Source organism: Pseudomonas sp. 2995-1 (assembly GCF_002742505.1).
In the GTDB taxonomy this organism is placed as follows: Bacteria; Pseudomonadota; Gammaproteobacteria; order Pseudomonadales; family Pseudomonadaceae; genus Aquipseudomonas; species Aquipseudomonas sivasensis.
Map to the genome: position 1 here is coordinate 595,433 of NZ_LJSA01000377.1, position 24,377 is coordinate 619,809.

The 24,377-nt window shown below is 59.0% G+C and carries 22 protein-coding genes; 8 read left to right on the plus strand and 14 right to left on the minus strand.

Going from position 1 to position 24,377, the window contains the following annotated elements:
* Positions 1-52 precede the first annotated feature (52 nt).
* Positions 53-1,192 (minus strand): glycerate kinase, encoded by a 1,140-nt coding sequence (locus AOA61_RS19930; RefSeq protein WP_099602508.1) that lies wholly within the window; start codon positions 1,190-1,192, stop codon positions 53-55.
* Between the two features lie 91 nt (positions 1,193-1,283).
* Positions 1,284-2,390: a sugar diacid recognition domain-containing protein gene (locus AOA61_RS19935; protein WP_099602509.1), complete on the minus strand. Its 1,107-nt coding sequence runs from the start codon at positions 2,388-2,390 to the stop codon at positions 1,284-1,286.
* Positions 2,391-2,551: 161 nt separating this feature from the next.
* On the opposite strand from AOA61_RS19935, the gene AOA61_RS19940 reads away from it, so the two are divergent.
* The gene (locus AOA61_RS19940) at positions 2,552-3,862 is read left to right on the plus strand and encodes an MFS transporter (RefSeq protein WP_032885688.1); all 1,311 of its coding nucleotides are present in this window, start codon (positions 2,552-2,554) and stop codon (positions 3,860-3,862) included.
* Positions 3,863-3,910: 48 nt separating this feature from the next.
* On the opposite strand, the gene AOA61_RS19945 is transcribed toward AOA61_RS19940, so the two are convergent.
* Positions 3,911-4,615, minus strand: coding sequence for an SDR family oxidoreductase (locus AOA61_RS19945; protein ID WP_099602510.1), 705 nt, complete (start codon positions 4,613-4,615; stop codon positions 3,911-3,913).
* A 101-nt stretch (positions 4,616-4,716) separates the two neighbouring features.
* On the opposite strand from AOA61_RS19945, the gene AOA61_RS19950 reads away from it, so the two are divergent.
* The 3 genes from AOA61_RS19950 (at position 4,717) to rarD (ending at position 7,813) form a co-directional block, all read left to right on the plus strand.
* Positions 4,717-5,619 (plus strand): LysR family transcriptional regulator, encoded by a 903-nt coding sequence (locus AOA61_RS19950; protein WP_099602511.1) that lies wholly within the window; start codon positions 4,717-4,719, stop codon positions 5,617-5,619.
* 81 nt (positions 5,620-5,700) lie between these two features.
* A complete protein-coding gene (locus tag AOA61_RS19955) occupies positions 5,701-6,711 on the plus strand; it encodes an aldo/keto reductase (protein WP_099602512.1) in 1,011 nt (336 codons plus the stop codon).
* 220 nt (positions 6,712-6,931) lie between these two features.
* Positions 6,932-7,813, plus strand: coding sequence for an EamA family transporter RarD (rarD, locus tag AOA61_RS19960; RefSeq protein ID WP_032885747.1), 882 nt, complete (start codon positions 6,932-6,934; stop codon positions 7,811-7,813).
* Between the two features lie 7 nt (positions 7,814-7,820).
* On the opposite strand, the gene AOA61_RS19965 is transcribed toward rarD, so the two are convergent.
* From AOA61_RS19965 to AOA61_RS19995, 7 genes are all read right to left on the minus strand, one after another.
* Complete coding sequence (locus tag AOA61_RS19965; RefSeq protein WP_099602513.1) at positions 7,821-8,570, minus strand: molecular chaperone; 750 nt, start codon at positions 8,568-8,570, stop codon at positions 7,821-7,823.
* The gene (locus tag AOA61_RS30905) at positions 8,567-9,616 is read right to left on the minus strand and encodes a fimbrial protein (RefSeq protein WP_122680968.1); all 1,050 of its coding nucleotides are present in this window, start codon (positions 9,614-9,616) and stop codon (positions 8,567-8,569) included. The genes AOA61_RS19965 and AOA61_RS30905 overlap by 4 nt, the downstream gene beginning before the upstream one ends.
* A gap of 44 nt (positions 9,617-9,660) precedes the next feature.
* Positions 9,661-12,261, minus strand: coding sequence for a fimbria/pilus outer membrane usher protein (locus AOA61_RS19975; protein ID WP_241150157.1), 2,601 nt, complete (start codon positions 12,259-12,261; stop codon positions 9,661-9,663).
* A gap of 152 nt (positions 12,262-12,413) precedes the next feature.
* Positions 12,414-13,190, minus strand: coding sequence for a molecular chaperone (locus tag AOA61_RS19980; RefSeq protein ID WP_241150158.1), 777 nt, complete (start codon positions 13,188-13,190; stop codon positions 12,414-12,416).
* A gap of 108 nt (positions 13,191-13,298) precedes the next feature.
* A complete protein-coding gene (locus AOA61_RS19985) occupies positions 13,299-13,862 on the minus strand; it encodes a fimbrial protein (protein WP_032885692.1) in 564 nt (187 codons plus the stop codon).
* Between the two features lie 232 nt (positions 13,863-14,094).
* Entirely contained in the window at positions 14,095-15,171 is a 1,077-nt protein-coding gene (gene hppD, locus AOA61_RS19990; protein WP_032885693.1) for a 4-hydroxyphenylpyruvate dioxygenase, read from the minus strand.
* Positions 15,172-15,418: 247 nt separating this feature from the next.
* On the minus strand, positions 15,419-16,342 hold the full coding sequence (locus tag AOA61_RS19995) for a DMT family transporter (RefSeq protein WP_099602515.1): 924 nt from the start codon (positions 16,340-16,342) through the stop codon (positions 15,419-15,421).
* A 76-nt stretch (positions 16,343-16,418) separates the two neighbouring features.
* Here AOA61_RS19995 and AOA61_RS20000 point away from each other — a divergent pair, with 76 nt between their 5' ends.
* From AOA61_RS20000 to AOA61_RS20010, 3 genes are all read left to right on the plus strand, one after another.
* A complete protein-coding gene (locus AOA61_RS20000) occupies positions 16,419-17,324 on the plus strand; it encodes a LysR family transcriptional regulator (RefSeq protein WP_032885695.1) in 906 nt (301 codons plus the stop codon).
* A 52-nt stretch (positions 17,325-17,376) separates the two neighbouring features.
* Positions 17,377-18,918 carry an EAL domain-containing protein gene (locus AOA61_RS20005; protein ID WP_099602516.1) on the plus strand — a complete coding sequence of 514 codons (1,542 nt, stop codon included), beginning with the start codon at positions 17,377-17,379 and terminating at the stop codon, positions 18,916-18,918.
* Between the two features lie 198 nt (positions 18,919-19,116).
* The gene (locus AOA61_RS20010; RefSeq protein WP_095184729.1) at positions 19,117-19,482 is read left to right on the plus strand and encodes a histone-like nucleoid-structuring protein, MvaT/MvaU family; all 366 of its coding nucleotides are present in this window, start codon (positions 19,117-19,119) and stop codon (positions 19,480-19,482) included.
* Between the two features lie 111 nt (positions 19,483-19,593).
* On the opposite strand, the gene AOA61_RS20015 is transcribed toward AOA61_RS20010, so the two are convergent.
* Complete coding sequence (locus AOA61_RS20015; RefSeq protein ID WP_099602517.1) at positions 19,594-20,130, minus strand: DUF4946 domain-containing protein; 537 nt, start codon at positions 20,128-20,130, stop codon at positions 19,594-19,596.
* Between the two features lie 198 nt (positions 20,131-20,328).
* Here AOA61_RS20015 and gloA point away from each other — a divergent pair, with 198 nt between their 5' ends.
* The gene (gloA, locus tag AOA61_RS20020) at positions 20,329-20,850 is read left to right on the plus strand and encodes a lactoylglutathione lyase (RefSeq protein ID WP_032885699.1); all 522 of its coding nucleotides are present in this window, start codon (positions 20,329-20,331) and stop codon (positions 20,848-20,850) included.
* A 50-nt stretch (positions 20,851-20,900) separates the two neighbouring features.
* Here the strand turns inward: gloA and ahpF are convergent, their stop codons facing one another.
* From ahpF to AOA61_RS20035, 3 genes are all read right to left on the minus strand, one after another.
* The gene (ahpF, locus tag AOA61_RS20025; protein ID WP_032885700.1) at positions 20,901-22,466 is read right to left on the minus strand and encodes an alkyl hydroperoxide reductase subunit F; all 1,566 of its coding nucleotides are present in this window, start codon (positions 22,464-22,466) and stop codon (positions 20,901-20,903) included.
* Between the two features lie 123 nt (positions 22,467-22,589).
* Positions 22,590-23,153: an alkyl hydroperoxide reductase subunit C gene (gene ahpC, locus AOA61_RS20030; RefSeq protein WP_032885701.1), complete on the minus strand. Its 564-nt coding sequence runs from the start codon at positions 23,151-23,153 to the stop codon at positions 22,590-22,592.
* 133 nt (positions 23,154-23,286) lie between these two features.
* Positions 23,287-24,219 (minus strand): site-specific integrase, encoded by a 933-nt coding sequence (locus AOA61_RS20035; RefSeq protein WP_099602518.1) that lies wholly within the window; start codon positions 24,217-24,219, stop codon positions 23,287-23,289.
* Positions 24,220-24,377 lie beyond the last annotated feature (158 nt).

Sequence of the window (24,377 nt, forward strand, 5' to 3'; positions counted from 1 at the left end):
GACTCTCCGTGTCGAAAAAAGGCGCGGATTGTCCCATGTTCGGGAGGTGGCGTCAGTGCTTAGCCGCCACCCGCCACACCCGCGCAATGTCCGCCGCCCGCTCACGCAATAAGCGCGGGGCCTCACTGCACGCCTGTTCCAGGCTCATCGGCCCGTTCGGCAAGGCGAAGGCGGCGTCGACGCCGTGGGCGTACATTTGCTCGTAGCCGTCGCCCAGGGTGCCTGCGATGACGATCACGGGCACGCCGTGCTGCTGGGCGATACGAGCGACGCCAAAAGGGGTTTTGCCGCGCAGGGTCTGGGCGTCGAAGCGGCCCTCGCCGGTGATGACCAGGTCAGCGTCGCGTACGACGGCGTCCAGGCCAACCAATTCGGCGACGACTTCCACGCCGGCTCGAAACTGTGCACCGAGAAAGGCCTTGGCGGCGAAGCCCAGGCCGCCGGCGGCGCCGCTGCCGGGTTCGTCGCGCACGTCCTTGGGCAAGACCTTGGCGCAGTGATCGGCGAAGTGGCTGAGGGCCGCGTCCAGCTGTTGGACGTGTGCGGGACTGGCACCTTTCTGCGGGCCAAAAATGGCGGAGGCACCGTGGGGGCCACACAGGGGATTGTTGACGTCGGCCGCGATTTCAAAGCGCACCTCAGACAGGCGCGGATCAAGCCGCTCAAGGCTGATATGGGCCAGGCCAGCTAAGGCCAAACCGCCCGGCGCCAGCACTTGGGAGTGGGCATCAAACAAGTGCACGCCAAGCGCCTGCATCGCCCCCGCGCCTCCATCGTTGGTGGCACTGCCACCAATTGCCAGGATGATGCGCTGTGCGCCGGCATCCAGGGCGGCGCGGATCAGCTCGCCGGTACCGTAAGTGCTGCTGATACACGCATCTCGCTGTCCTGGTGGGACCAATTGCAAGCCGCTGGCCTCGGCCATTTCGATGATCGCCGTGTGGCTGTCGGCCAACCAGCCCCAGCGCGCGTCAACCGTCGCGCCCAACGGTCCGCGAACCGCCTGGCGGCGCAGCTCGCCGTTGCAGGCTGCGAGTACCGAGTCCACCGTTCCTTCACCGCCGTCCGCCATCGGGCACTGGATCAACTGCGCGTCCGGCCAGACCTCAGCCAAGCCTTGGGCAATGGCCTGGGCAACGCCTTCGGCACTCAGGCTGTCCTTGAACGAGTCGGGGGCGATGATGATTTTCATGGGCTTTCTCCGGTTTTTATGACGCCCATGCTGCCAGTTGGCACCGGGAATGACGCCGGTCCGATGCACAAGTGCGGGTGAGGTTTGTTGTTCATTCCGACAAAGCCTGGGGCAACAGCTGGACGCCCAGGTACAGGGCGAGCATGCCGTCCAAGGTCAGCGGGTCGACACCACTGAGTTCAGCGATGCGCTCCATGCGGTAACGCAGACTGTTGCGGTGGATACCCAGCGCGTCGGCGCAGGCCTGGCTTTGGCCATCGTGCTCGCACCAACTGCGCAGCGTGGCCAGCAATTGGCCGTTGTTGTCCTTGACGAGCACTTTGCGCAGGGGGTTGAGCAGTTCATCGAGGGCGTCGTCGTTGCGATGGCGCCAGAGCATCACCGGCAGGCGATAACGGTTGAGGGTCAGCAGCCGTGAGTGCGGCAGTACATCGCGACCGTAGGCCAGTAAGTCACCCACGCGCCGATAGCAACGGCGCAGCCCGGCCAGTCCTTCCGCTTGCCCGCCGACGGCTACGCGCAGCACATTCCAACCTTGGCCTTCGAGCTTTTCCAGCAGGCGCGGATTATCCACTTGCACCGCCGCGGGCCGGCACCATAACAACGAAAACTGCGCCGAGCTGACGCACCAACTGTCCGGATAGCGCGACGTCAGCCACGCGCTCAATGCCTCCGCCGACTGGCCCGGCCCCAGTTCGAAAAGGTACGGCGTGCGCGCCAGCTGCGGCTTGAGTCCCAGTTGCTGAGCTTCGTCGACCAGGCGCGGCGAATCACCAGTTTCGGCGAGGAGCAACGCCAATAGATCGTCGCAACGTTGGCGTCGCCATTGCTGCTCGGCTTGCTGATGGCGATGGCTGACCAACATTTCTGCGGTCATACGCACCAGTTCAGCGTAGGTGCGCAGCAGTTCAGGTTCGCCGGTGATGCCCAGCACGCCGATCAGACGCTGATCGTGCATCAGCGGCAGGTTGATACCCGGCTGTACGCCCTTGAGGTGTTTGGCGGTCTGGCCGTCGATTTCCACCACGCGACCATTGGCCAGCACCAGTTGCGCACCTTCATGGCGGGTGTTGATGCGCTCGGACTCACCACTGCCGAGAATCAGGCCCTGGCTGTCCATGACATTGACGTTGTAGGGCAAAATCGCCATGGTCCGATCGACGATGTCCTGTGCCAAGTCATGATCCAACTCGAACATGAGTCTAAATTCCTAAAAAAGCATGGTTGTTCATCGGCACAGCGCAAAGTTTCCATCACTGTGCGCGAGCACAAAGACAGCACCCCGCCCCGTGGCCGAGACTCGTTGAGCGATCAACGTTACCCTCGCATCGCGAAAAATCATAATAAAGAGAGAACGCCATGTCACAGAGCGCCGCTGCCACACTGGCCACCGATGACGATAAAAACGCCATCTACAAGCGCATTACCCTGCGCCTGATCCCCTTCATTTTCATCTGCTATCTGTTCAACTACCTTGACCGGGTCAACGTTGGCTTTGCCAAGTTGCAGATGCTTGATGCGCTGAAATTCAGTGAAACCGTGTACGGCCTGGGGGCCGGGATTTTCTTCATTGGCTACGTGCTGTGCGGCGTACCGAGCAACCTGGCGCTGACCAAGTTCGGTCCACGGCGCTGGATCGCGTTGATGATGATCGTGTGGGGCACCTTGTCCACGTGCCTGCTGTTCGTCACCACGCCGACGCATTTCTACACCTTGCGCCTGTTCACGGGCGCCGCCGAAGCCGGCTTCTTCCCTGGTGTGGTGCTGTACCTGTCGCAGTGGTTCCCAACGTTCCGACGTGGACGGATCATGGCGCTGTTCATGTCGGCGATTCCGGTGTCCGGCTTACTCGGCAGCCCGTTCTCCGGCTGGATCCTCAACCACTTTGCCGCCGGCCAAGGCGGTTTGGCGGGTTGGCAGTGGATGTTTCTGCTGCAAGGCATCCCCACCGTAATCCTCGGCGCCCTCGCCTACTTCCTGCTCAGTGACACGTTTGCCCACGCCAAGTGGCTCAAACCCCACGAGCGTGCGGTACTGGAAGCCGACCAGGCGACGGACCTGGCCAACAAGCCGAAAACCACTACGGATTCCCTCGCCGAAGTGTTCAAGAACCCAGCGATCTGGGCATTCGGCCTGATCTACTTTTGCATCCAGAGTGGTGTGTACGCGATCAACTTCTGGCTGCCGTCGATCATCAAGAACCTGGGGTTCAGCGATAACTTGGTGATCGGCTGGCTCAGTGCGATCCCGTATTTGCTGGCGGCGGTCTTTATGCTGCTGGTGGGCCGCTCCGCAGACTTGCGCAAAGAGCGTCGCTGGCACTTAGTGGTGCCCATGTTGATGGGCGCGATTGGTCTGGTGATTGCGGTGAACTTCGCCACGACCCCAGCGATTGCGATTCTGGGCCTGACGATCGCCACCATGGGTGCCCTCACCGGTCTGCCGATGTTCTGGCCAGTGCCGACTGCGATGCTCAGCGCGGGCGCGGCGGCGGGTGGTTTGGCGTTGATCAACTCCATGGGCCAGATGGCGGGCTTTCTCAGCCCGTACATCGTGGGCTTTGTGAAGGATGCGACGGGGTCCACCGATATTGCGTTGTACCTACTGGCGGCGGTGATTGTGGCCGGTAGTGTGTTGGCATTGCGGATGACGCGCACCCTCAAGGCTTGACGGCGTCCATGTGGGAGGGGGCAAACCCCTCCCACATCTCGTCCGCGTTTACAGCAGCCCGCCGCCGTCGATATCAATGACAGCACCGGTCATATAGCCATTTTCCATGGCCAGCACATACCCCGCCGCCACTTCCTCTGCCTGCCCCACGCGCCCCACCGGCAACGCGCCACCAGCCTTGGCAAACATCGCCAGGCGCTGGTCCTCGGCCAACCCTGCATACGCCGGGGTATCAATCACACCGGGACTCACCACGTTGACGCGTCGCGGCGCCAACTCCTTTGCCAACTGCTTGCCCAGGGCTTCAGTGGCCGCGTTGATACCAACTTTGATGAACTGGCCCGGCGCCAACTTACGGCCCAGTTGCCCGGAGGTCAGACTGATACTCCCGCGCTCATCCAGGAAAGGCAGCGCCTGCTGGATCGCCCGCAACGCGCCCCAGAGTTTCACGTTGAAGTTGTCCTGGGCCTCGTCCAGATCGGTTTCGATCAAGGTCTTGGCGCGCACCGAGGGGCCGGAGGTGTACACCAGATGGTCAAAACGCCCAACGGTTTCGAACAGACGTTGCAGGGAGTCGGGGTCGGTGACATCCACTGGCTCGCTGCGTAGGCCGTTGTCGCGGCCCGACGATAGGCGCCGCCCCGCCAACACCACCTGAGCACCCCGTGCAGCGGCGGCCTTGGCCACCGCCGCGCCAATGCCACTGCTGCCGCCGATCACGACGACCGTTTTACCGTTGAGGGAAGATGTCATGGGGAGATGTCCTGGGTCAGAAAGTGAGCGTTCATCTTCCCAGCTTGGCAATCGACGAAAAATCCCGGTAAAACGACAAGATCTTTAAAGGATTTTTACAAATGAGCTCAATCCTAGACCTTGAAGTTTTTGTGCGCACCGCCGACACGGGCAGTTTGTCCGCCGCCGCGCGCGGCCTGGGGTTGACGCCTGCTGCGGCCAGCATCGCCCTCAAGCGTCTGGAAACACGGCTGGGCATTCGCCTGCTCGCGCGCTCTACCCGCAGCATGCGCCTGACCGAGGAAGGCAAGCGCTACCTGGACAGCGTGCGCGAAGCCCTGGCCGCATTGGCCGAAGGTGAACAAGCCCTCAAGCAGCACAGCCAGGGGTTGACCGGATTGCTGCAATTGGCCGCGCCGTCGGATTTTGGACGCAATGTCGTCTTGGGCTGGCTGGACGAATTCAAGGCGGAACACCCGAATATCCGTCTGCAATTGCTGCTCAACGACAGCAATGCTGACCTTTTCCGCGACACCGTCGATATCGCCCTGCGCTTCGGCGTACCCCGTGACTCCAGTCTGGTGGCACTGCCTGTCGTGCCCGGTCACCAGCGCATTGCATGTGCCAGCCCCGAGTACCTCGCGCGTCACGGCACACCCACGACGCCCGCGCAGTTGGCGCAACACAACACACTGCGGTACATGCGCCAGGGGCGCGCCAACAGTACGTGGTTCTTTCGCCAGGGCAGCGAGCTGCAGGAAGTCAACGTGACAGGCGATTACCTGAGCGACGACGGTGAAATTGTGCGGCGCTGGGCTTTGGCCGGTCACGGCATCGCCTATAAAGCCAACCTGGATATCGCCCGGGATCTGAAGGCCGGCCGCCTGGTGCACTTGTTGCCGGATTGGCAAGGCGAACCGACGCCATTCAACCTGATGTGCCCGCACCGCCTGCAAGTGTCGGAGCGGGTAAAAGTGCTGCATCGGTTTCTCCAAGTGCGCTGCCATGCGTTGCTGAGCGAATGAAGAAACACGCTCAGGGCTTGTTCCAGAGCCTCTGAGTCTGGTATTGCATGGATGACGTCTCACAGCCGCAAGGAGCTTTGCATGATTTACCGCACATTGGGCCAGTCCGGTTTGAAGGTCAGCGCCTTGACGCTGGGCACCATGATGTTTGGCGAGCAGACCAATACCGAGGACTCGCTGCGCATCATCGATAAGGCCTGGGATCAGGGCATCAATTTTATCGACACGGCCGACGTATACACCGGCGGACGCTCCGAGGAACTCGTCGGCGAAGCCATTGCCCGACACCGCCAGGATTGGGTGGTGGCGAGCAAAGTCGGTTTCGGTCCACCGGACGGTTTGCCCAACCGCAGTGGCTTGAGTCGCAAACGGATTTTCAATGCGCTCGACGCCAGCCTGACCCGACTCGACACCGATTACCTCGACATCTACTACCTGCACCGCGAAGACCACGCTACCCCTCTGGAGGTCACGATTTCTGCGATTGGCGACTTGATCCGCCAGGGCAAGATCCGCTACTGGGGCTTATCCAACTACCGCGGTTGGCGCATTGCCGAGGTGATCCGCGTGGCCGAGCGTTTGGGCGTGGACAGGCCGGTGATCAGCCAGCCGCTGTACAACATCGTCAACCGTCAGGCTGAAGCGGAGCAGATTACCGCCGCTGCCGCCTATGGCCTGGGCGTGGTGCCTTACAGCCCGCTGGCCCGAGGCGTGCTCAGCGGTAAATACGCGCCGGATGTCACGCCAGAACCGGGCAGCCGCGCCGCACGCCAGGATAAACGGATCCTGGAAACCGAATGGCGCGTGGAGTCGCTGCGCATTGCCCAGCAAATTCAGCAATATACCCAGGGACGTGGTGTGGGGATCGTCGAGTTTGCCATCGCCTGGGTATTGAACAACTCAGCGGTGAGTTCGGCGATTGTCGGACCGCGTACCGAGGCCCAGTGGGATGCTTACACCGGCGCGCTGGACGTGAAGATCACGGCTGAGGATGAAGCGTTTATCGATTCATTGGTGACATCGGGGCACTCGTCCACCCCAGGGTTCAATGATGTTAGCCACTATGTCTCGGGGCGCGTCGCTCGCTCGTAGTCGAGTGCTGTTGGGGCGAGCGGCAGCGGGTGTTGACCGAAAGAGGTTGCGGGGCTGCATCGCAGCCCAACACGGGCAAGCCCGCTCGCCACCGGGATAGGAGAAATTTTATGGCGTGAGAAAATTTCCCACCAATCGCCCCAAAACAGAGCAGCCGTTTCACGCCGCAAGCACCATAATGCCCGCCTCTCTTGTACAAATCGGTTTTCGCGAGGACAGCGTGTCTAAAGGTGTTGTGTTATCGGTCTCGGCCTCGGTGTTGTTTGCCGTGATGTATTACTTCACATCGTTGCTCACGCCGTTGAGTGGTCTGGAGATTTTCGGCTGGCGCATGCTGCTGACTGTGCCGTGCATGACGGTGTTCATGATCGTCAGCGGCGAATGGCGGCGTGTTTGGGAATTGCTGCAGGTTCTGGCGGCAAAGCCTCGATTGATCGCAGGCGTCGTGTTGTCTTCGGCCTTGCTGGGCGTGCAGCTGTGGTTGTTCATGTGGGCACCACTGAACGGGCGCAGCCTGGATGTTTCGGTGGGTTACTTTCTGCTGCCATTGACCATGGTGCTCACCGGACGGCTGGTATGGGGTGAGCAGCTGTCCTATCTGCAAAAGATCGCAGTGTTCTTTGCCGGCCTTGGGGTACTCAACGAGTTGTACCAAGCCGGTGGGTTTTCGTGGGCAACCCTGGTGGTGATCATTGGCTATCCGCTTTACTTCATCGTGCGCAAATACCTTAAGACCGATAACTTGGGTGGGCTCTGGCTGGATATGGCGCTGATGCTGCCGGTGGCTTGGTGGTTCGTGCAAAGCGGCGAGCAAGGTTTTGCGGTCATGGATGTGCACCCAAAGCTTTACGCATTGATTCCCATGCTGGGTCTGATCAGCGCCTCTGCGTTGGTGAGCTACATCATTGCCAGCCGATTACTGTCGTTCAGCCTGTTCGGGCTGCTCAGTTATGTCGAGCCGGTGCTCTTGCTGTTCGTGGCCTTGCTGCTGGGTGAAGGCATCAAGGCGGGCGAGTGGCTGACCTATATCCCGATTTGGATCGCAGTCATGGTGCTGGTGTTCGAAGGGTTCAAGCACCTGGTACGCCAGCGCAGGGCTTGAACCGTCTTCACCTGGAATTGCCCAACAGCGCCGAATGCGTTTGGGTTGCACCTTGATCGTCAAGTGTAGTGAAGCGCAGTGTAGCGCTGCCCGCCGCGCCGTGCGGCAGCCTTGGCATCGTCACGACGGCGGTGGATCGTGGTGCGATCATCGGCGGGTCTTCGCTGTGGTATTCAACGCCCTCGCGTGTCACAACGATGCCGGACAGCGTGACGTGGTAATCGCCGGGGTTATTCACGTGTAGCGTCGACTCATCCCCGGTAACTAGTTGCCATTTCAAGTCATTAATCGAGCTTGCCGCCGTCCCCCCTAGTTGGTTCGGCCGCAAGAACAATTTAACCCGCGTACGAAATGCCAGATTCACTTGGTTATTTTGCACAGCGGGCTCGCCTGTCGGCCTGATCGCAAGCACGTTGAGCCAATACACTGATTCCCGGTCCTCGTTCGTGTGTGAAGACGATTGATAGAGCACGCGCAGCGCTCGTCCACTGCCGGCCTCCATGCGGAAAATCGGTTGAGTGACAGTGAATGGCACATCACTGTTTTCAGGTGACGCCTCGCTATCGTTGGCGTCGATCCATACCTGGACCAGCCGCGGGCCATCCGTTTCATTGGTAAGGTTGACCGTTACTTCGCGGGCTTGAGCCGGATAGATCACACGGGTACGGTCGATGACGATTTCGCCTTGGACCAGAGGTGCCTGCAGCGCCATCAGCAGCCCTATCACGTTGAGCCGTCGCAGGAACGTCCGGCTCATCGGTAACTCATCGTGAACGTCGCCACACCATTTGCGCTGCCAGGCGCGATCGTCTGTTGTGTCTGGATATAGCGCGCAGTCAGCGGAATTTGCACCGTGCCATTGCCCGTCGTCCCCACCAGCCATTGATTAGGGTTGCCCACGCTTGAGGAATCCGCACCGTAACGAACCAGAATATTGCCGCCGCGTACCAACTGCAGGGCCACGCCCTTGGCCTGGGAACTTGCGGTCAGGGACAGCACATCGCTGCGATTCGAGCGGGTGGTATGGTCAGTGACGGTGATAAACACGTCACGCGTGCCTCCGGTGCCGCCTTCGCACAAGAGCGTGATATTGCGGGTTACGCTGCCGGCATGACTGCCGACGCCACGGAACGCCGTAACCGGTACGCTTCCCAAAGACATCGCAATGGAGGGCGTCGAAACCCGGCATGTCGGCTTTAGCGGTGGGCTAATGACCAGCGCCTGCATATTGACCGGATGATACCCAGGGGCTGAGGTATTGGTATTTTGCACCCTGTAATGCGCGACAGTGCGTGTGGGCACAGTCCCCGGAGAAATCGCCCCTCCCGTGGCCACCAGGTAAAGCCGTCCCTGCAGGCCCCAGACAACTGGCTTGGGATACTTCACCCTGAGCAGTGATGCTGCCGATTGACCGACAGCGGCGAAGCCATGATTCGGGTCGCGGGCCATCATTGCAAACCCAACCCCGGGCACGCCTGTGGCGAACACTGGCATGGACACACCGTTGGCGTTGAATGTCCTGCCAGTGGAGCTGGAGTTGACCGCGTTGATCGTCGCAGTTACCCAGTGGAAATCGCTCCAGAAGTCGTAACGGCACTGCATGACACTTGCCGGTGCATTAAAGGGATAGCCTCCCGCCAAACCGATCACTTGCCCGACCTGGGGGTTGGTCGGGGGGATGATGGGGGCAATGTTGATCGCCGTTGCCCCTTGCGGATAACAATCCCCACCTGAAAAAGCATGCGCTTGCATCGCTAGCATCCAGCCGCCCAACGTCGAGGCAGCAAGCCAAGATAAGTTCATACAAAAGTCCTCTGCTGGTGCCCTACAGATGTGGCACCGAATATTCACGGGTGCCGTTCAATACTGCCGGCTACTTGGCGAACCGAGCTGGGTACGCACAACCCTTGGAGATAGTCGACGTCTTGCTGGCGGCTGTTCGCGGCATGCGCAGCCATCTGGTAGTGGACGTCGCATCGTTCAGAAATTTTTTCACCCCATTTGACGATCAACGTGCCGGCAGCCGGGATATCGCGCACAAAAGCTTTGCTGGCTTGGCCCACTACGCCGACTTCCCGGCCTTGCTGGTCCAGAACCTGAGCCGCAAATGGCAGCGGCGTGCCATTCTGCTGTTTGGCCTGGACGATCACCGCCCGCCCGCTGACGGTCTTGAACTCCACCAATTGCACTGCACCGAGGGTTGGAACGATATCCAGGCTCGACTCTTGAAGCTCCACGTCCATGGACATGCCTTGTGGATCAACACTCACCGTATTGTTTTGGAATGCCCTGAGTGACGGAACCACGGCATACCCGCTGCTATTGATGCGTGTAACACCGTCGTGGCCCAACACTGCGCCTTCGGCATCCGGCACATGAACCAGCGCAGAGGCCTCTCCCAGGCTTTGCGAAAACGTCACGCCGCCAGCGTGAGCGACGATGCCGCCATCGGCGCCAAATGAAAGCTGGGATCTATCGCGGCTCTGACCATAGCCTGCACGCACGCTGGCAGAACCGGTGCGGTACCCTGCGTGGGTGTTAAGTTGCCTGGAACTCGATTGATCACTGGTCGCGCGGCTGGCGGAAAAACCGTAGTCGAACTCGGCGTTCTCGCCCAGGAAGCCGTTGATGCCCACCTGCTGCTGGCTGCCCCGTGTATCGCCACTGTCCCGAGACAGCGAAGTATTGATGGTCGGCGACCTCGGCTCGCTCCCCAGCGGCATCGATAACGTCAGCATGTAGCGGTTATCGATGCGCCCGGGTTGGCCGATACGCCCGAAAAACACATCGTCACTGAGCTCGCTTTGAGTCAGTTGTCGCGTGTCCTGGACCCTTGAGCGCTGCGCCGAGAGGTTCCAGTTGACCTTGTTCCAGGTCGAGCCGTAACTGGCGGTGAATGAGACCTGGCGCCCTTCCTGCCCGCCCCAATAGTCGACAGAGCTGCCGTACAGGCTCAAGGTGCCTATGCCCAACTGCTGGCTGATGGTCAGGTCGAGCCGACTTTTTTGGCGGGCATAACCGTTGACATCACCGGACTGGCGAGCGATTTCACGCACATTCAGTGCATCCGGAAGGTTCAGGTAACCCTCTGTAGAGAACCGGTATGCACCCAGCGCAAAATGCGTACCCGAGGCGGGCAGACTTTTGTTGTAGCCCACGCCCAGGCTTTGGCCGGACAGGCGTCCATGATCAGCCACCTTGGTATGCGAGGTGGCGCCGTCCAGCGAGAAGGCACCGATGGACGTATTCAATGCAATGCCGACCTTGCCCTGCTCATAACCGTTGGAAAGACTGCCGCCGCCATACACCGTCAAGTCATCGGTCAAGCCGTGTTGCAGAGTGCCTTGAAAGACGTTTGCGCCCTTGGCATCGATGCCCTTTTGCTGCACCTCACCCAAGGTGGCGCTGTATTTTGTCGTGTCGGCCCGCAGTAATTCCGGGGCCACCGAGTACGGCACGACGAAGGTGTTTCGACGCCCGTCGACTTCCGTCACGCTGACGATCAAATCACCGCCATAACCCGTGGCATGCAAATCACTGATGACAAAAGGGCCAGGCGCGACTGTCGTCTCATAAATGGTGTACCCGTTCTGGCTGACGGTGACCGTTGCATTACTGTCGGCGACACCGCGTACCTGAGGTGCATAGCCTTGCTGCGTTTGCGGACGCATGCGGTCGTCGGTTGCCAGGCTTACGCCTCGCACCCGTACCCCGTCGACAATCTGTCCGTTGCTGAAGGTGTCTCCAATAGTGAGTTGTGATTGCCAGGGGATGATGCTGCGCTGCACGTAAGTGGACGTGTTCTGATAAGTCTCAAACCCTGTGCGGTTGCTCCAGGCTTGGGCACCTTGGTGCCGCAAGCGCCAGGCGCCCAGATTAATCCCCGCATTGAGGCCCAGGTAAGTGCGACCGTCGCCTTCACCAGCAGTGACCGCATTGGTACTGAAGTTGTAATTGAGCAGCCCGGCGGTAATGCCCTCATCCAACAACTCGGGGTCAATGTAGCCGCGCATGGACCGGTTCATGTAGGCCTGCGGCACGCTGGCGGCTAACTCAAGGGCGCCCGGATCGAACGAGCTGGACGCCATCGGAATCCACTGCCCCAGGTCGCCGCAATACTGGCCGGCTGCGGCAGGGTTCGCGAGCTCGCGCCCACGGGTATCGGTATCGACTTTATCCATCGCGATACCGATTTTTTCCAATACTTCGCGACTCAAACACGGCTGTGCACCGGTCTTTGCGTGGGCCGCGACGAACTCTACCTCCCTGCGCCCCAAAGCCTGGCCGTTGACCACGATATCTATGCGATATAGGCCAGGACTCATCTGGTTGGCGGTATTGAACCGTGACATGTCAACCGACGATGCCAGGCCGCTGGAGAATGCGTTCAGATCAAAGCTCAACTCAGACGCAAGCGCGGAATCGCTTGCGATTACGGCCGCACTCATCAAACCGCCCAACATCATCTTTCGATGCTGGAATGGCAAAATCGGGGCGCAACGATGCACCCGTACTTGGATGTGACTAGGCATAGTTATGACTTCAGTGGACGCTGAGAAATGTACGTTTGCTTGCGATCAGCAACGTTCCGGGGACGCGTTCAGCGATGCAATACAGCAGGCTGCGCCGATGAAAAGCTGCCGAAATCGTTGATGTAGGTGAAATTCACCCGCGCATCGGCGGGTATTACCTTCGCGGCGTTCGGCACCGGCAACTTCAACGTGCCTCCCGGTTCCACCATCGCTTCGGGCAGTGACAATTTTTTCGCGTCGGGATGGGAGCCCATAAGCAGGTAAATGTCGTTGAAGGTGACGTGATAAGCCGAAGGGTTGTGCACCTGTATCACGGTGTCTTGGGCGACCTGCTCCAGGGACCAGCGCAACAGCCCTGGCGCCTCCTCGGGTGTTCCAGATAACTGCGCCGGGCGAAAAAACACCTTGGTGCGGATACGGAACGCAAACTTGAAGTGATTCCGCTGGCTGTCTTCGAGGGTGGGATCAAACTCATTGGTGGCGCCCGGCACTTCAAGTACGTTCAACCAGAACAGCGACTCTCTATCCGCAGGCAGCGGTGCCTTGGTGTAGGACAAGCGCATGAACTGGCTTTTGCCGGCGTCCAGGCGAAATACCGGGGGAGACAGCACGAAAGGCACATCGCTCAGTGTCGGCGCTGCCTCGGCATCACCTGCGTCCAGCCAAGCCTGGACCAGACGGGGTGCGTGTTTGTCATCATTGGTCACTCGTATGGTGACCTCGCGTCGCTGCTCGGGGTAAATCTGTCGCGTACCGTCGATAACTACCCCCGCGTGCGCCGCATGCGAGGCTATGCACAAGGCCAGACTCAGCGCGACGGACACCACGCGATGACTTAAGAACATCATTAAATCCTGCATCGGGTAATCCTTGAAAACAGTTGTCCTGCGCCCGACCGCACGGTCGAGCGAGGATCTCAGGCAACAAACGCAATAGTTATCAGCGCGGCTGCATCAAGGAAAGGTGACCGAGTACTGCACGCTGCTGGTGACATTGCCCGCGCCTGCCGCTCCGCCATTGGCGATGTAGCGTGCGTAGAACGGTAAGGTCGCCAGACCATTGGTCACGGTGGCAACGGTTGAGTTATTACCTACGCGCAAGTCCATTGGCGTGTTGGAAGCGCCATCGAGAATTTGTACCTCCACCCGCGAGGCGGGTGTTGCAGTGGCGGTATTACGCAGGTTGCCGGTTGCCGGGTTGATGCCAGGGCTGGTCGGCTCGTAACGTACGGCGACCTTGGTACCGTTCGGGCATCCGCCCGAGCCGCCCACATAGACAAAGTAGCGTTTGCTGCCGGCCGTATCGCCTGCCGCCTTGAGGGCCGAGGTTTGCACGCGATCAAGAACGACCGGGAAGTTGGCACCTGAACCTGGCGAGGCTCCGGTGCCGCCGCTGATGGTGCAGGTAGTGCCACTGACCGAGCCGGTGATCGTGATGGTACCGTCTGCTGCATAAGCGGAGCTGGCAGCGAAGCCGCACAAAGCCAGCACTGCAGCCGCCAGAGTGTGTTTTGTCATAATCAGTCTTTCCTTAAAATTAGGGGTCGCGAAACGCACACTTATGACGCAGGAGAGGATCAGCTCTTGCGACGTCCATGGGTGGAGTCTCGTAAAATTTTGTTCCACAGCCCCGAGGAGTTGTCTGTTGCAAAACCTTTCTGACGTGTTTGGCAGGCAAAAAAAAGCTCCGTACCTTTCGATACGGAGCATGTTCTTGAATTGCCCGAAAAGCCTGACAGGCTTTGGATGGCTAGTCGGCGGTCAATACGCCACGGCGGACTTGATCGCGCTCGATCGACTCAAACAACGCCTTGAAGTTGCCCTCGCCAAACCCATCATCGCCTTTGCGCTGGATGAACTCGAAAAACACCGGGCCCATCAGGGTTTCCGAGAAGATTTGCAGCAGCAGGCGCTTGTCACCTTCGATGGATGAGCCGTCCAGCAGGATGCCACGAGCCTGCAACTGATCCACCGGTTCACCGTGATTCGGCAGGCGGCCTTCGAGCATTTCATAGTAGGTGTCCGGCGGCGCGGTCATGAAGCGCATGCCGATCTTCTTCAGCGCGTCCCAGGTTTTGACCAGGTCGTCGGTGAGGAACGCAACGTGCTGGATGCCTTCGCCGTTGAACTGCATCAGAAACTCTTCGATCTGCCCGGCGCCCTTGGACGACTCCTCGTTCAGCGGGATGCGGATCATGCCGTCCGGCGCGCTCATTGCCTTGGAGGTCAAGCCGGTGTATTCGCCCTTGATATCGAAGTAACGCGCCTCACGGAAGTTGAACAGCTTCTCGTAGAAGTTCGCCCAGTAAGCCATGCGCCCGCGATAGACGTTATGAGTCAGATGGTCGATGACCTTCAGGCCTGCGCCTTGTGGGTTGCGCTCCACGCCGTCGAGGTAGACGAAGTCGATGTCATAGATCGAGCTGCCTTCACCAAACCGGTCGATCAAGTACAACGGCGCGCCGCCGATGCCTTTGATTGCCGGCAGGTTCAGCTCCATCGGCCCGGTTTCGATATGGATTGGTTGAGCGCCCAACTCCAGTGCGCGGGTATAGGCTTGTTGCGAGTCCTTGACGCGGAACGCCATGCCGCAGACTGACGGGCCATGCTCGGCCGCGAAATACGAGGCGATGCTGTTGGGTTCGTTGTTGAGGATCAGATTGATCTCGCCCTGGCGGTACAGGTGCACGTTCTTGGAGCGGTGGGTCGCGACTTTGCTGAAGCCCATGATCTCGAAGATCGGCTCCAGGGTGCCCGGGGTCGGCGATGCGAATTCAATAAATTCAAAGCCCATCAGGCCCATTGGGTTTTCGTGTTGGACGGTCATGGTCGGTGCCTCATCATTCTTGTAGGTAGCAAGGGGTTATTTGCAAGCAAGGATGAGGTGGGAGGGAGGCGCGCAGGACAGGCCTCGCACGCTGCGGGCGAGGAAGTCACCAAAGATGAGGGGGGAGCCGAGTCGCTTCATGGTTACATCAGTCTCTGACGGCTGAGGCTTGCGTGAGCGCAAGTCCATATTCTTGTATGCGTAAATCGATTCTACACAGCGTAAAGATGTTTGTCCGTACTCTTCATCAAATCCCTATTGCCCTTGCCCGTGCAAGGGGTTTGTTACACAGGTAAATGCCAGCCAAAATGAAGGCACCGCCTATCAGCATGGGCAAGGTCAACGCTTCACCCAGCAATAAGGCGCCGCAGATCACTGCGGTCAGCGGGTTAAGCGCGATAAATACACCGGAACGTGTCGTGCCGATCCGCCGGATGCCGTCGTAGTAACCGATATAAGCCAGCGCCGAGCCGAGCACACCCAAATACAGCAGGCTCAGCAGCTGTGAAAGCCCAAGGCTTGCAACCTCTTTGACCGTGAAGTTTCCTGACAGCGCTGTGGTTGCGGTCAACATCAGGGTTCCCAGCAATACCGACCATGTCACGGTCCGCGATGGCCCCAGGCTTGCGTTCAGCCCGCGGGAAGCCAGCGAATAAACGCCCCACGCCGCCACACAACCAAGGATCAGCAAGTCACCCCGCCAACTATGGGCTCCTGCCTGCATCAGCTGAGGGTTGCGACTGACAATCACAGCGACTGCGCCAGCCACGCACAATGCAATCCCCATCACCTTGGTGTGATTCAGGTGCTCTTTGAACAACAACCACGACGCCAGGCCAATCACCGCCGGGTTCAACGCCACGATCAATGACGCCCGCGACGCATTGATGTACTGCAGGCCATAAAAGAAGCACAGGTTGTAGATGAAAATCCCGAAGAACCCCAGCACTGCCAATTGCGCAAATTGCCGAAGACTCGGGCGAGCCAGTGGGATGCGTGCGAAGGCCATGAACAGCAACAACGCCAGGCTCGCCAGGATAAAACGCAGGCTCGCGGCCAGCAGCGGATTGAGCTGATCGGCCAGGTAACGACCAGCGATAAAGGTGCCGCCCCAAATCATGGTGACGGCGGCGAGTTTGCAATAGGTCAGGCGATCCGAAGCGGGGCTCATTGGATTGGCTCAAGTGACAGAAGATCTGGAGTATTCTTCTGCTAATGATCAATCATCGTAAAATGAGTATTTGCTCATGACCTTGACCCAACTGGAAATTTTCTCACTGGTGGCCGAACTTCAGGGCTTTACCAGCGCAGCGCACCGGCTGGGCATCAGCCAGTCGGCGGTGTCCCATGCGATCAAGGCGTTGGAGCAAGAGCTCGGTGTCGAGCTGTTCCGGCGCCATCAAAACCTGGTGGAGCCGAGCGAGATCGGCCAGCAATTGCTTGGACGCGCCCGTGCCATGCTCGGCCTGGCCAACACGCTGCAACAGGAAGCCGCAGATGCCCGTGGCATGAAGCGCGGCACCCTGCGCGTCGGCTCGTTTGGGCCAACTGCGTCGATTCGCCTGCTGCCCGGTATCCTCAGCCAGTTTCGTGCAGCCTACCCGGGCATTGAGGTCCACGTAGATGAAGGCCCTGACCGGCAAGTGTTGCAGTGGCTGGATGAGCGGCGGATCGATGTAGGCTTTGTGGTCTTGGAGCAGGAGCGCTTCGACACCTTCGCCTTGTTTGAGGACCAAATGGTCGCGTTGTTGCCCACGGAGCACCCACTGGCCGCTCGCGATGCCCTGACTCTTCAGGAGCTGTGTGACGACCCTTTTATTCTCACCGAGGCAGGATCGTCGGAACTGGTGTCCCGACTGTTCGGTGCGGCCCAATTACGGCCCAAGGTGCGGTATCGCTGCGCCCAACTGCTGAGCACTCTGGAAGCCGTCAGTCGCGGGGACGGGTTGAGCATCGTGGCCGAGGCGTCGTTGCCACCGCTGGACGACCCGCGCTATGTGAAACGCCCCCTATCCCCTCGTGTACCGCGCCAGATTGGCTTGGCAGTGCTTGATCGGCGCCAGTCATCACCCGCGACGCTGGCGTTCATCGAGATTGCGCAACGCGGTGGTAGGGCAAGCAATTGTCCACCGAGCCATCTATTATCGAAATAATACTGACCGGCCTGCCGGCGCATCCCCTACTCCGCAACAGGCCGCACAACTCATGCCCCTCACCGTCAAAGGCCCGCGAGAGCCAATCGTCCGCTACTCGATCAGCGCCCTCTGCGGTCTGCTGCCGATCCTGCTCGGCTTGGCCATCCTGTATTGGCAAGCAGAAAGAACCCTTGAGCAAAGCACGGCGCAAACCGCCGAGGAAGCGGTGCGCCAGTTCGACCTGATGCTCGATAACACCGCCCTCGCCGCCCAGGCCCTGCTGCCGCTGGCAGGCCAGCCGTGCGATAACGGCACCCAATTGGCGTTGCGCGAGCAGGTCACAAGGCGCCCGTTCGTGCGCGCCACGACGTTGTCCTGGCAGAAGAATATCTATTGCAGCTCACTGTTCGGCAGCAACTATGAGTCGCCCGTAAACCCCGACGACTATGTGGACGGTCGGCTTTGGTTGATGAATGGCAACCCGGTGACGCCGGACACTGCGCTGCTGGTGTACCGACTGGTCGACGGAGACCAAGGCGCGTTTGCTTCAATTGACGGTTATCACCTGACCAACGCCTTGCGCCTGATCAGCCGCTATGCACAGCTGGTCCTGCAAGTGGGGCCCAACTGGCTGGCTGCCGACGGCAGTGTTCATACCACTGAAGTGCCGCAATTTGCCGTAGCCCATCATCACTTGGCCTCGCAACGTTATGGTTACAGCGTCGACGCCGGCATGCCGGACGGCGAGGTCTGGCGTTACATGCAGGCGCGCTATCGTGCGATGTTCAGCCTGGTGGTGTTCTTTGGCGCAATGGCAGGCCTGCTCGCGCATTGGCTGCAAAAACGCTCCTCGGCACCGACCCATGAACTGCGACGGGCGTTGGGCGCCGATGAGTTCATTCCGTATTTTCAGCCGGTGGTACGCGGCGACACCCGCGAATGGGCCGGCTGTGAAGTGCTCATGCGCTGGCAGCATCCCAAGGAAGGCTTGGTACGGCCTGATCTATTTATCCCGCTGGCCGAACATTCCGGCCTGATCGTGCCGATGACCCGCGCCCTGCTGCGCCAGACCGCCGTACAACTGGCTCCCCATGCGGCACGGTTTTGCCCGGGGTTCCACATCGGCGTGAATATCACCGCCCGCCATTGCCTCGACCTGACGCTGGTGGACGATTGCCGTGAGTTTCTCGCCGCCTTCATACCGGGCCAGGTGACCTTGGTGCTGGAGTTGACCGAGCGCGAGCTGATCGAGCCCACCGATATCACCCGTCAGCTGTTCGACGCCTTGCACCAACTGGGCGTCATGATTGCCATCGATGACTTTGGTACCGGCCACTCAAGCCTGGGTTACTTGCGCAACTTCAATGTGGACTACTTGAAGATCGACCAGAGTTTTGTCGCCATGATCGGTGCAGACGCACTGTCGAGGCATATCCTGGACAGCATCATAGAGTTGTCCGGCAAACTGGATCTGGGTGTCGTTGCTGAAGGTGTGGAAACGGTCGAACAATGCGAATACCTGGCTGCTCACGGCGTGGATTTCCTGCAAGGCTATCTGTTTGGAAAGCCACTACCCAGCGATGAATTCATTAAAAACCTGACCAGCCATTGAATAGCCACGTATTAGCGGCGTTGAAATAATGTTAGTAAGACAAAAGACATGATTTACTCGTAGCGGATTAACTACTACAATTTTTCTTGCCTGTGCAGAACTCGCAGGACGACGTCCTCTTTGAGTCGCCTTAACGCTATTGGCTAATAGCTTTGTCTGCAGTTGATATCAGCCAACAACACTATTGGAGTACAGATTTTGTCCAGACTCGCCGAATTTCGCGCAGCAGAAAAAGCCCTTCAAGAGCAGCTTGCCCAGCTGGAATCCCTGAAGAACGATGCTGGCCTGAAGAAAGAAATCGAATTCGAAGAAAAACTTCAAGGGCTGATGAAAACCTACGGCAAAGGCCTGCGTGACATCATCCTGATCCTTGATCCAAACCCGGGCAAGACCAGCGCTGCTGCTGCCAACGCACCAAAACAACGCCGTGCACGCGTGGTCAAGGTCTACCACAACCCGCACACCGGCGAGCTTATCGAAACCAAAGGCGGCAACCACCGCGGCCTCAAAGCATGGAAAGAACAGTACGGCGCCGCCACTGTAGATTCCTGGCTTCGCGGCTGATTACACCGCACTAATAAAGAGCCCCGCGTCAGCGGGGCTTTTTTATTCAAGGGTTCGAAACCGAACTTAAATAACATTTCATTTTGTTCAAATTCGACGCGCAACACGCACTTAAAGTTTGAGGCTGTCGCGCACCGAACGGACTTCATCCTTACTCGCCTCGTAAGCATCGGCTTGACCCGCGTATGAGAAAACATACGCTTTATCGGTATCAACAGCTCCCACCAATGTTTGTGAAAGCACGTGCCGTCCATTCTCGGTAATCACACAGGTAGTTTCCATGGCCTCAAGCCGACTCAATGTTGTCGAGTGCATTTTGCTGCAGACACTTTGGTAACCGCTCTGGGCAAAATCTTTCTGGATGGACTTACGCATTTCCAGCAATACACCCTGAAGATTAACGTTATGGCCCACCTCAGTCGGCGTTGCCGTCAACTCCATCACCATCAGTGTGATGCCGTTTTCATCGTTCTTGATTGCACGCTGACGCGAAACCGGCTGTGGCGTTGCCGGCGTTTCACCATCACGCACCACCTCCTCGACTTGCCAGCCGCTGGGCCAGTGGATTTCCGGATCCGCCGCCGAAACGAAAGGACTGGCCAACAGCAGGCATACAGCACTCAACAGCGGTTTACGACGTTCGGTCATGCGAAAGATACCCAAGGTTCAAGCGACAAAGTGTGAGGCCCGCTACCCGCTGATCGCAAGACCCGCGTGACCTTTTTCATTTGGCGCAGCAGGCGGGCCTTGCGTATCATGGCCCGGCTGCACGGATGCCAGCCGCAAGCCAAGGGAACGCTCCTCTCACCTGGAGCCGCGTTTGCCCCATTTTTTTCTGGAGGGCCCATGAGCCTGCACGAACTGAACACTTTCCCGGGCGTCACCGCCCAACCTGACACCGCCACCACGAACTTCGTGTTCAACCACACCATGTTGCGGGTCAAGGACATCACCAAGTCCCTGGACTTCTACACCCGCGTACTGGGTTTTTCGCTGGTTGAAAAGCGTGATTTCCCCGAGGCTGAATTCAGCCTCTATTTCCTGGCCCTGGTGGACAAATCCCAGATCCCGGCCGACGCCGCCGCGCGCACCCAGTGGATGAAGTCGATCCCTGGCATTCTGGAGCTGACCCACAACCACGGCACCGAAAACGACGCCGACTTCGCCTACCACAATGGCAACACCGACCCGCGTGGTTTTGGCCATATCTGCATCGCGGTGCCGGATATCGTCGCTGCGTGTGAACGCTTCGAAGCCCTGGGCTGCGATTTCCAGAAGCGCCTGACCGATGGCCGCATGAAGAGCCTGGCGTTCATCAAGGACCCGGATGCGTACTGGGTTGAGATTATCCAGCCCACGCCGCTGTAACGAAAAAACCCCATGAGTGATCATGGGGTTTTTCATTTGCAGCTGGGTAGTTACGCTGGCGCGGAGGTGCGGATCAGGTGATCAAAAGCACTCAGGGAAGCCTTGGCGCCCTCGCCTACTGCAATCACGATCTGCTTGTACGGCACGGTCGTCACGTCACCCGCGGCAAACACACCGGGCAGTGAAGTTTCGCCACGCGCATCAACGATAATTTCGCCACGCGGGGTCAACTCTACGGTGCCTTTGAGCCAGTCGGTGTTAGGCAGCAGGCCGATCTGCACGAAGATACCTTCCAGGTCGATGGTCTTGAACTCGCCGCTGTCACGATCCTTGTATGCCAGGCCCGTGACTTTCTGGCCATCGCCTTTGACTTCACTGGTCAGCGCACTGGTAATCACGTCAACATTCGGCAGGCTGTACAGCTTGCGCTGCAACACCGCATCGGCGCGCAGCTTGCTATCGAACTCCAGCAAGGTTACGTGGCTCACGATGCCCGCCAAGTCGATGGCTGCTTCCACGCCTGAGTTACCGCCGCCGATCACTGCCACACGCTTGCCTTTGAACAACGGACCATCGCAATGCGGGCAGAAGCATACGCCTTTGGCTTTGTATTCCTGCTCGCCTGGCACGCCCATTTCACGCCAGCGGGCGCCAGTGGCCAAAATCACGGTCTTGGACTTGAGCGTCGCGCCGCTTTCAAAACGAATCTCGTGCAAGTCACCAGGGTTTTTCGCCGGGACCAGGCTGCTGGCACGTTGCAGATTCATGATATCCACGTCGTACTGACGCACATGAGCCTCCAGTGCGCTGGCCAGTTTCGGCCCCTCGGTTTCCTGTACCGAGATGAAGTTCTCGATGGACATGGTGTCCAGCACCTGACCACCAAAACGCTCGGCGGCAACACCGGTGCGGATGCCTTTACGCGCAGCATAGATCGCGGCCGCTGAACCGGCTGGACCACCGCCGACGACGAGTACGTCAAAGGCGTCTTTGGCGCTGATTTTTTCGGCGGCTTTTTCAATACCGCTGGTGTCGAGCTTGGCGAGAATTTCTTCCAGGCCCATGCGGCCCTGGCCGAAGTTCACGCCATTGAGGTACACACTTGGCACCGCCATGATCTGGCGCTCGTCGACTTCAGCCTGGAACAGCGCACCGTCGATGGCGACGTGACGGATGTTCGGGTTGAGAACGGCCATCAGGTTCAGCGCCTGGACCACGTCCGGGCAGTTCTGGCACGACAGCGAGAAGTAAGTCTCGAAGCTGAACTCACCTTTAAGGGCGCGAATTTGTTCAATCACTTCGACACTGGCCTTCGACGGGTGGCCACCGACTTGCAGCAGGGCCAGCACCAGCGAAGTAAATTCATGGCCCATAGGGATGCCGGCGAAACGCAGGCTGATATCGGCACCTGGGCGGTTGATGGAGAACGACGGTTTGCGCGCGTCATCGCCATCGGTTTTCAGGGCGATCAGCGTGGTGAGGCTGGTTACGTCCTGCAGAAGGGCAAGCATTTCCTGGGATTTCGCGCCGTCATCGAGGGAGGCGACGATCTCGATCGGCTGGGTGACCCGTTCCAGGTATGACTTCAACTGAGCTTTAAGATTGGCGTCCAACATACGGGCGATTTCCTTTAATTCTGGGTATAAAAAAACGCCCGAGCGAATCTCGCCCGGGCGTTTTTGAGGGCGGTTGCAGCTTACTTGGTAGGTGCGGAAACCCGCCCTTGATGCTTCATAGACTTAGATCTTGCCGACCAGGTCCAGGGACGGAGCCAAGGTGGCCTCGCCTTCTTTCCACTTGGCTGGGCACACTTCGCCTGGGTGGGCAGCGACGTACTGGGCAGCTTTGATTTTGCGCAACAGCTCGGAAGCGTCACGGCCAACACCGCCGTCGTTCAGTTCAACGATCTTGATCTGACCTTCTGGGTTGATCACGAACGTACCGCGATCTGCCAGGCCAGCTTCTTCGATCAGCACGTCGAAGTTGCGGGAGATGGTCAGGGTTGGGTCGCCGATCATGGTGTATTGGATCTTGCCGATGGCTGGCGAGGTGTTGTGCCAGGCAGCGTGGGCAAAATGGGTGTCGGTGGAAACGCTGTAGATTTCGACGCCCAGTTTCTGGAATTCGGCGTGGTTGTCAGCCAGGTCTTCCAGCTCGGTTGGGCAAACGAAGGTGAAGTCGGCTGGGTAGAAGAAGAACACCGACCACTTACCTTTCAGGTCAGCATCAGACACGTCTACGAAGTTGCCGTTTTTGAACGCGGTAGCTTTGAACGGTTTTACTTGGCTGTTGATGATAGGCATCGTTGACTCTCCGTCAGGGGTTAAGAAGTTGATGGGGTGAATCCTACCCACTCTTTCCGACGCTGGCTCATTGGCAAACCTGATGCTGACGATTGGTTTTCCCTATCAGGAGACTGTATTAATAGAAGAAATCTCAAAGCAGCGGTTGAGTGGCCAATGTCATGCCGAGAAAGGGCGTCGCTTCAACATAGCGCATGGCGGATTTCATGTCGTTCCAGCCGACGTAACTCATCAACGACTTTAAATCCCAGCCGCTGCGATGGGCCCAGGTGGCAAAGCCCCGACGCAGGGAATGGCTGGTGTACTGCTCGGCGGCAATGCCTGCGCGCTCCAGCGCCTGACGCAGCAACGGGATCACGCTATTGGGGTGCAAGCCCTCCTCGCCCAGGTTGCCCCAACGGTCGATGCCCCGGAATACCGGACCACGCACCAGCGCCGCTGCGCTGAGCCATTCGCTGTAGGCCTGAACGGGGCACAGGCGCAGCAGCGCAGGCGTGTGATAGGTCTTGCCGAGGTTGTCGCGGTCACTTTTGCTGCGCGGAAGGTACAGGCTGATGCCGGTTCCGGGTGTGGCCTGAACATGTTCAATGCTCAGTCGACACAATTCATCGCTACGAAAGCCACGCCAGAAGCCGAGCAGGATTAACGCGGTGTCGCGCTTGGCACGCAGCAAGCGCGGCTGATCGTTTGCGTGGGCGGCCTCCCGCGCTTCAGCGTCAAGCGATGCAACCACCTGCTCCAAATGCTTGAGCTGCAATGGCTCGGCCTGCTTCTCCTGCGCAGGGTGCACGGCGCGAATCCCCTTGAGCACTTTGCGCACCACCGGGGCTTTGGTCGGGTCGGGGAACCCCTGGCTAGTGTGCCATTGCGCAAGCGCCGACAGCCTCAGCTTCAGGGTGTTAACCGCAAGCACGCCCGCATGGGCCGCCAGATAGCGCGCCACGCTGTCACTGGTGGCCGGCAGAAACCCGCCCCAGCTGACTTCAAAGTGCTCAATCGCCGCGCGGTAGCTACGGCGTGTGTTGTCGCGGGTGGCAGCGTTGAGATAACGATCAAGATCGCTCATGGGGAGGCCTATTCGTACTGCGGGCATGCGTTTCTGCGCGTGAAGCGCTTATGACGCGGGATAATACGCCAATATCCCATCTGAGAAAGCTTGATTTTTAGGACTTTATATTCGTGTTATAGTACGTATATACATACCATGTACCACAATACTAAATC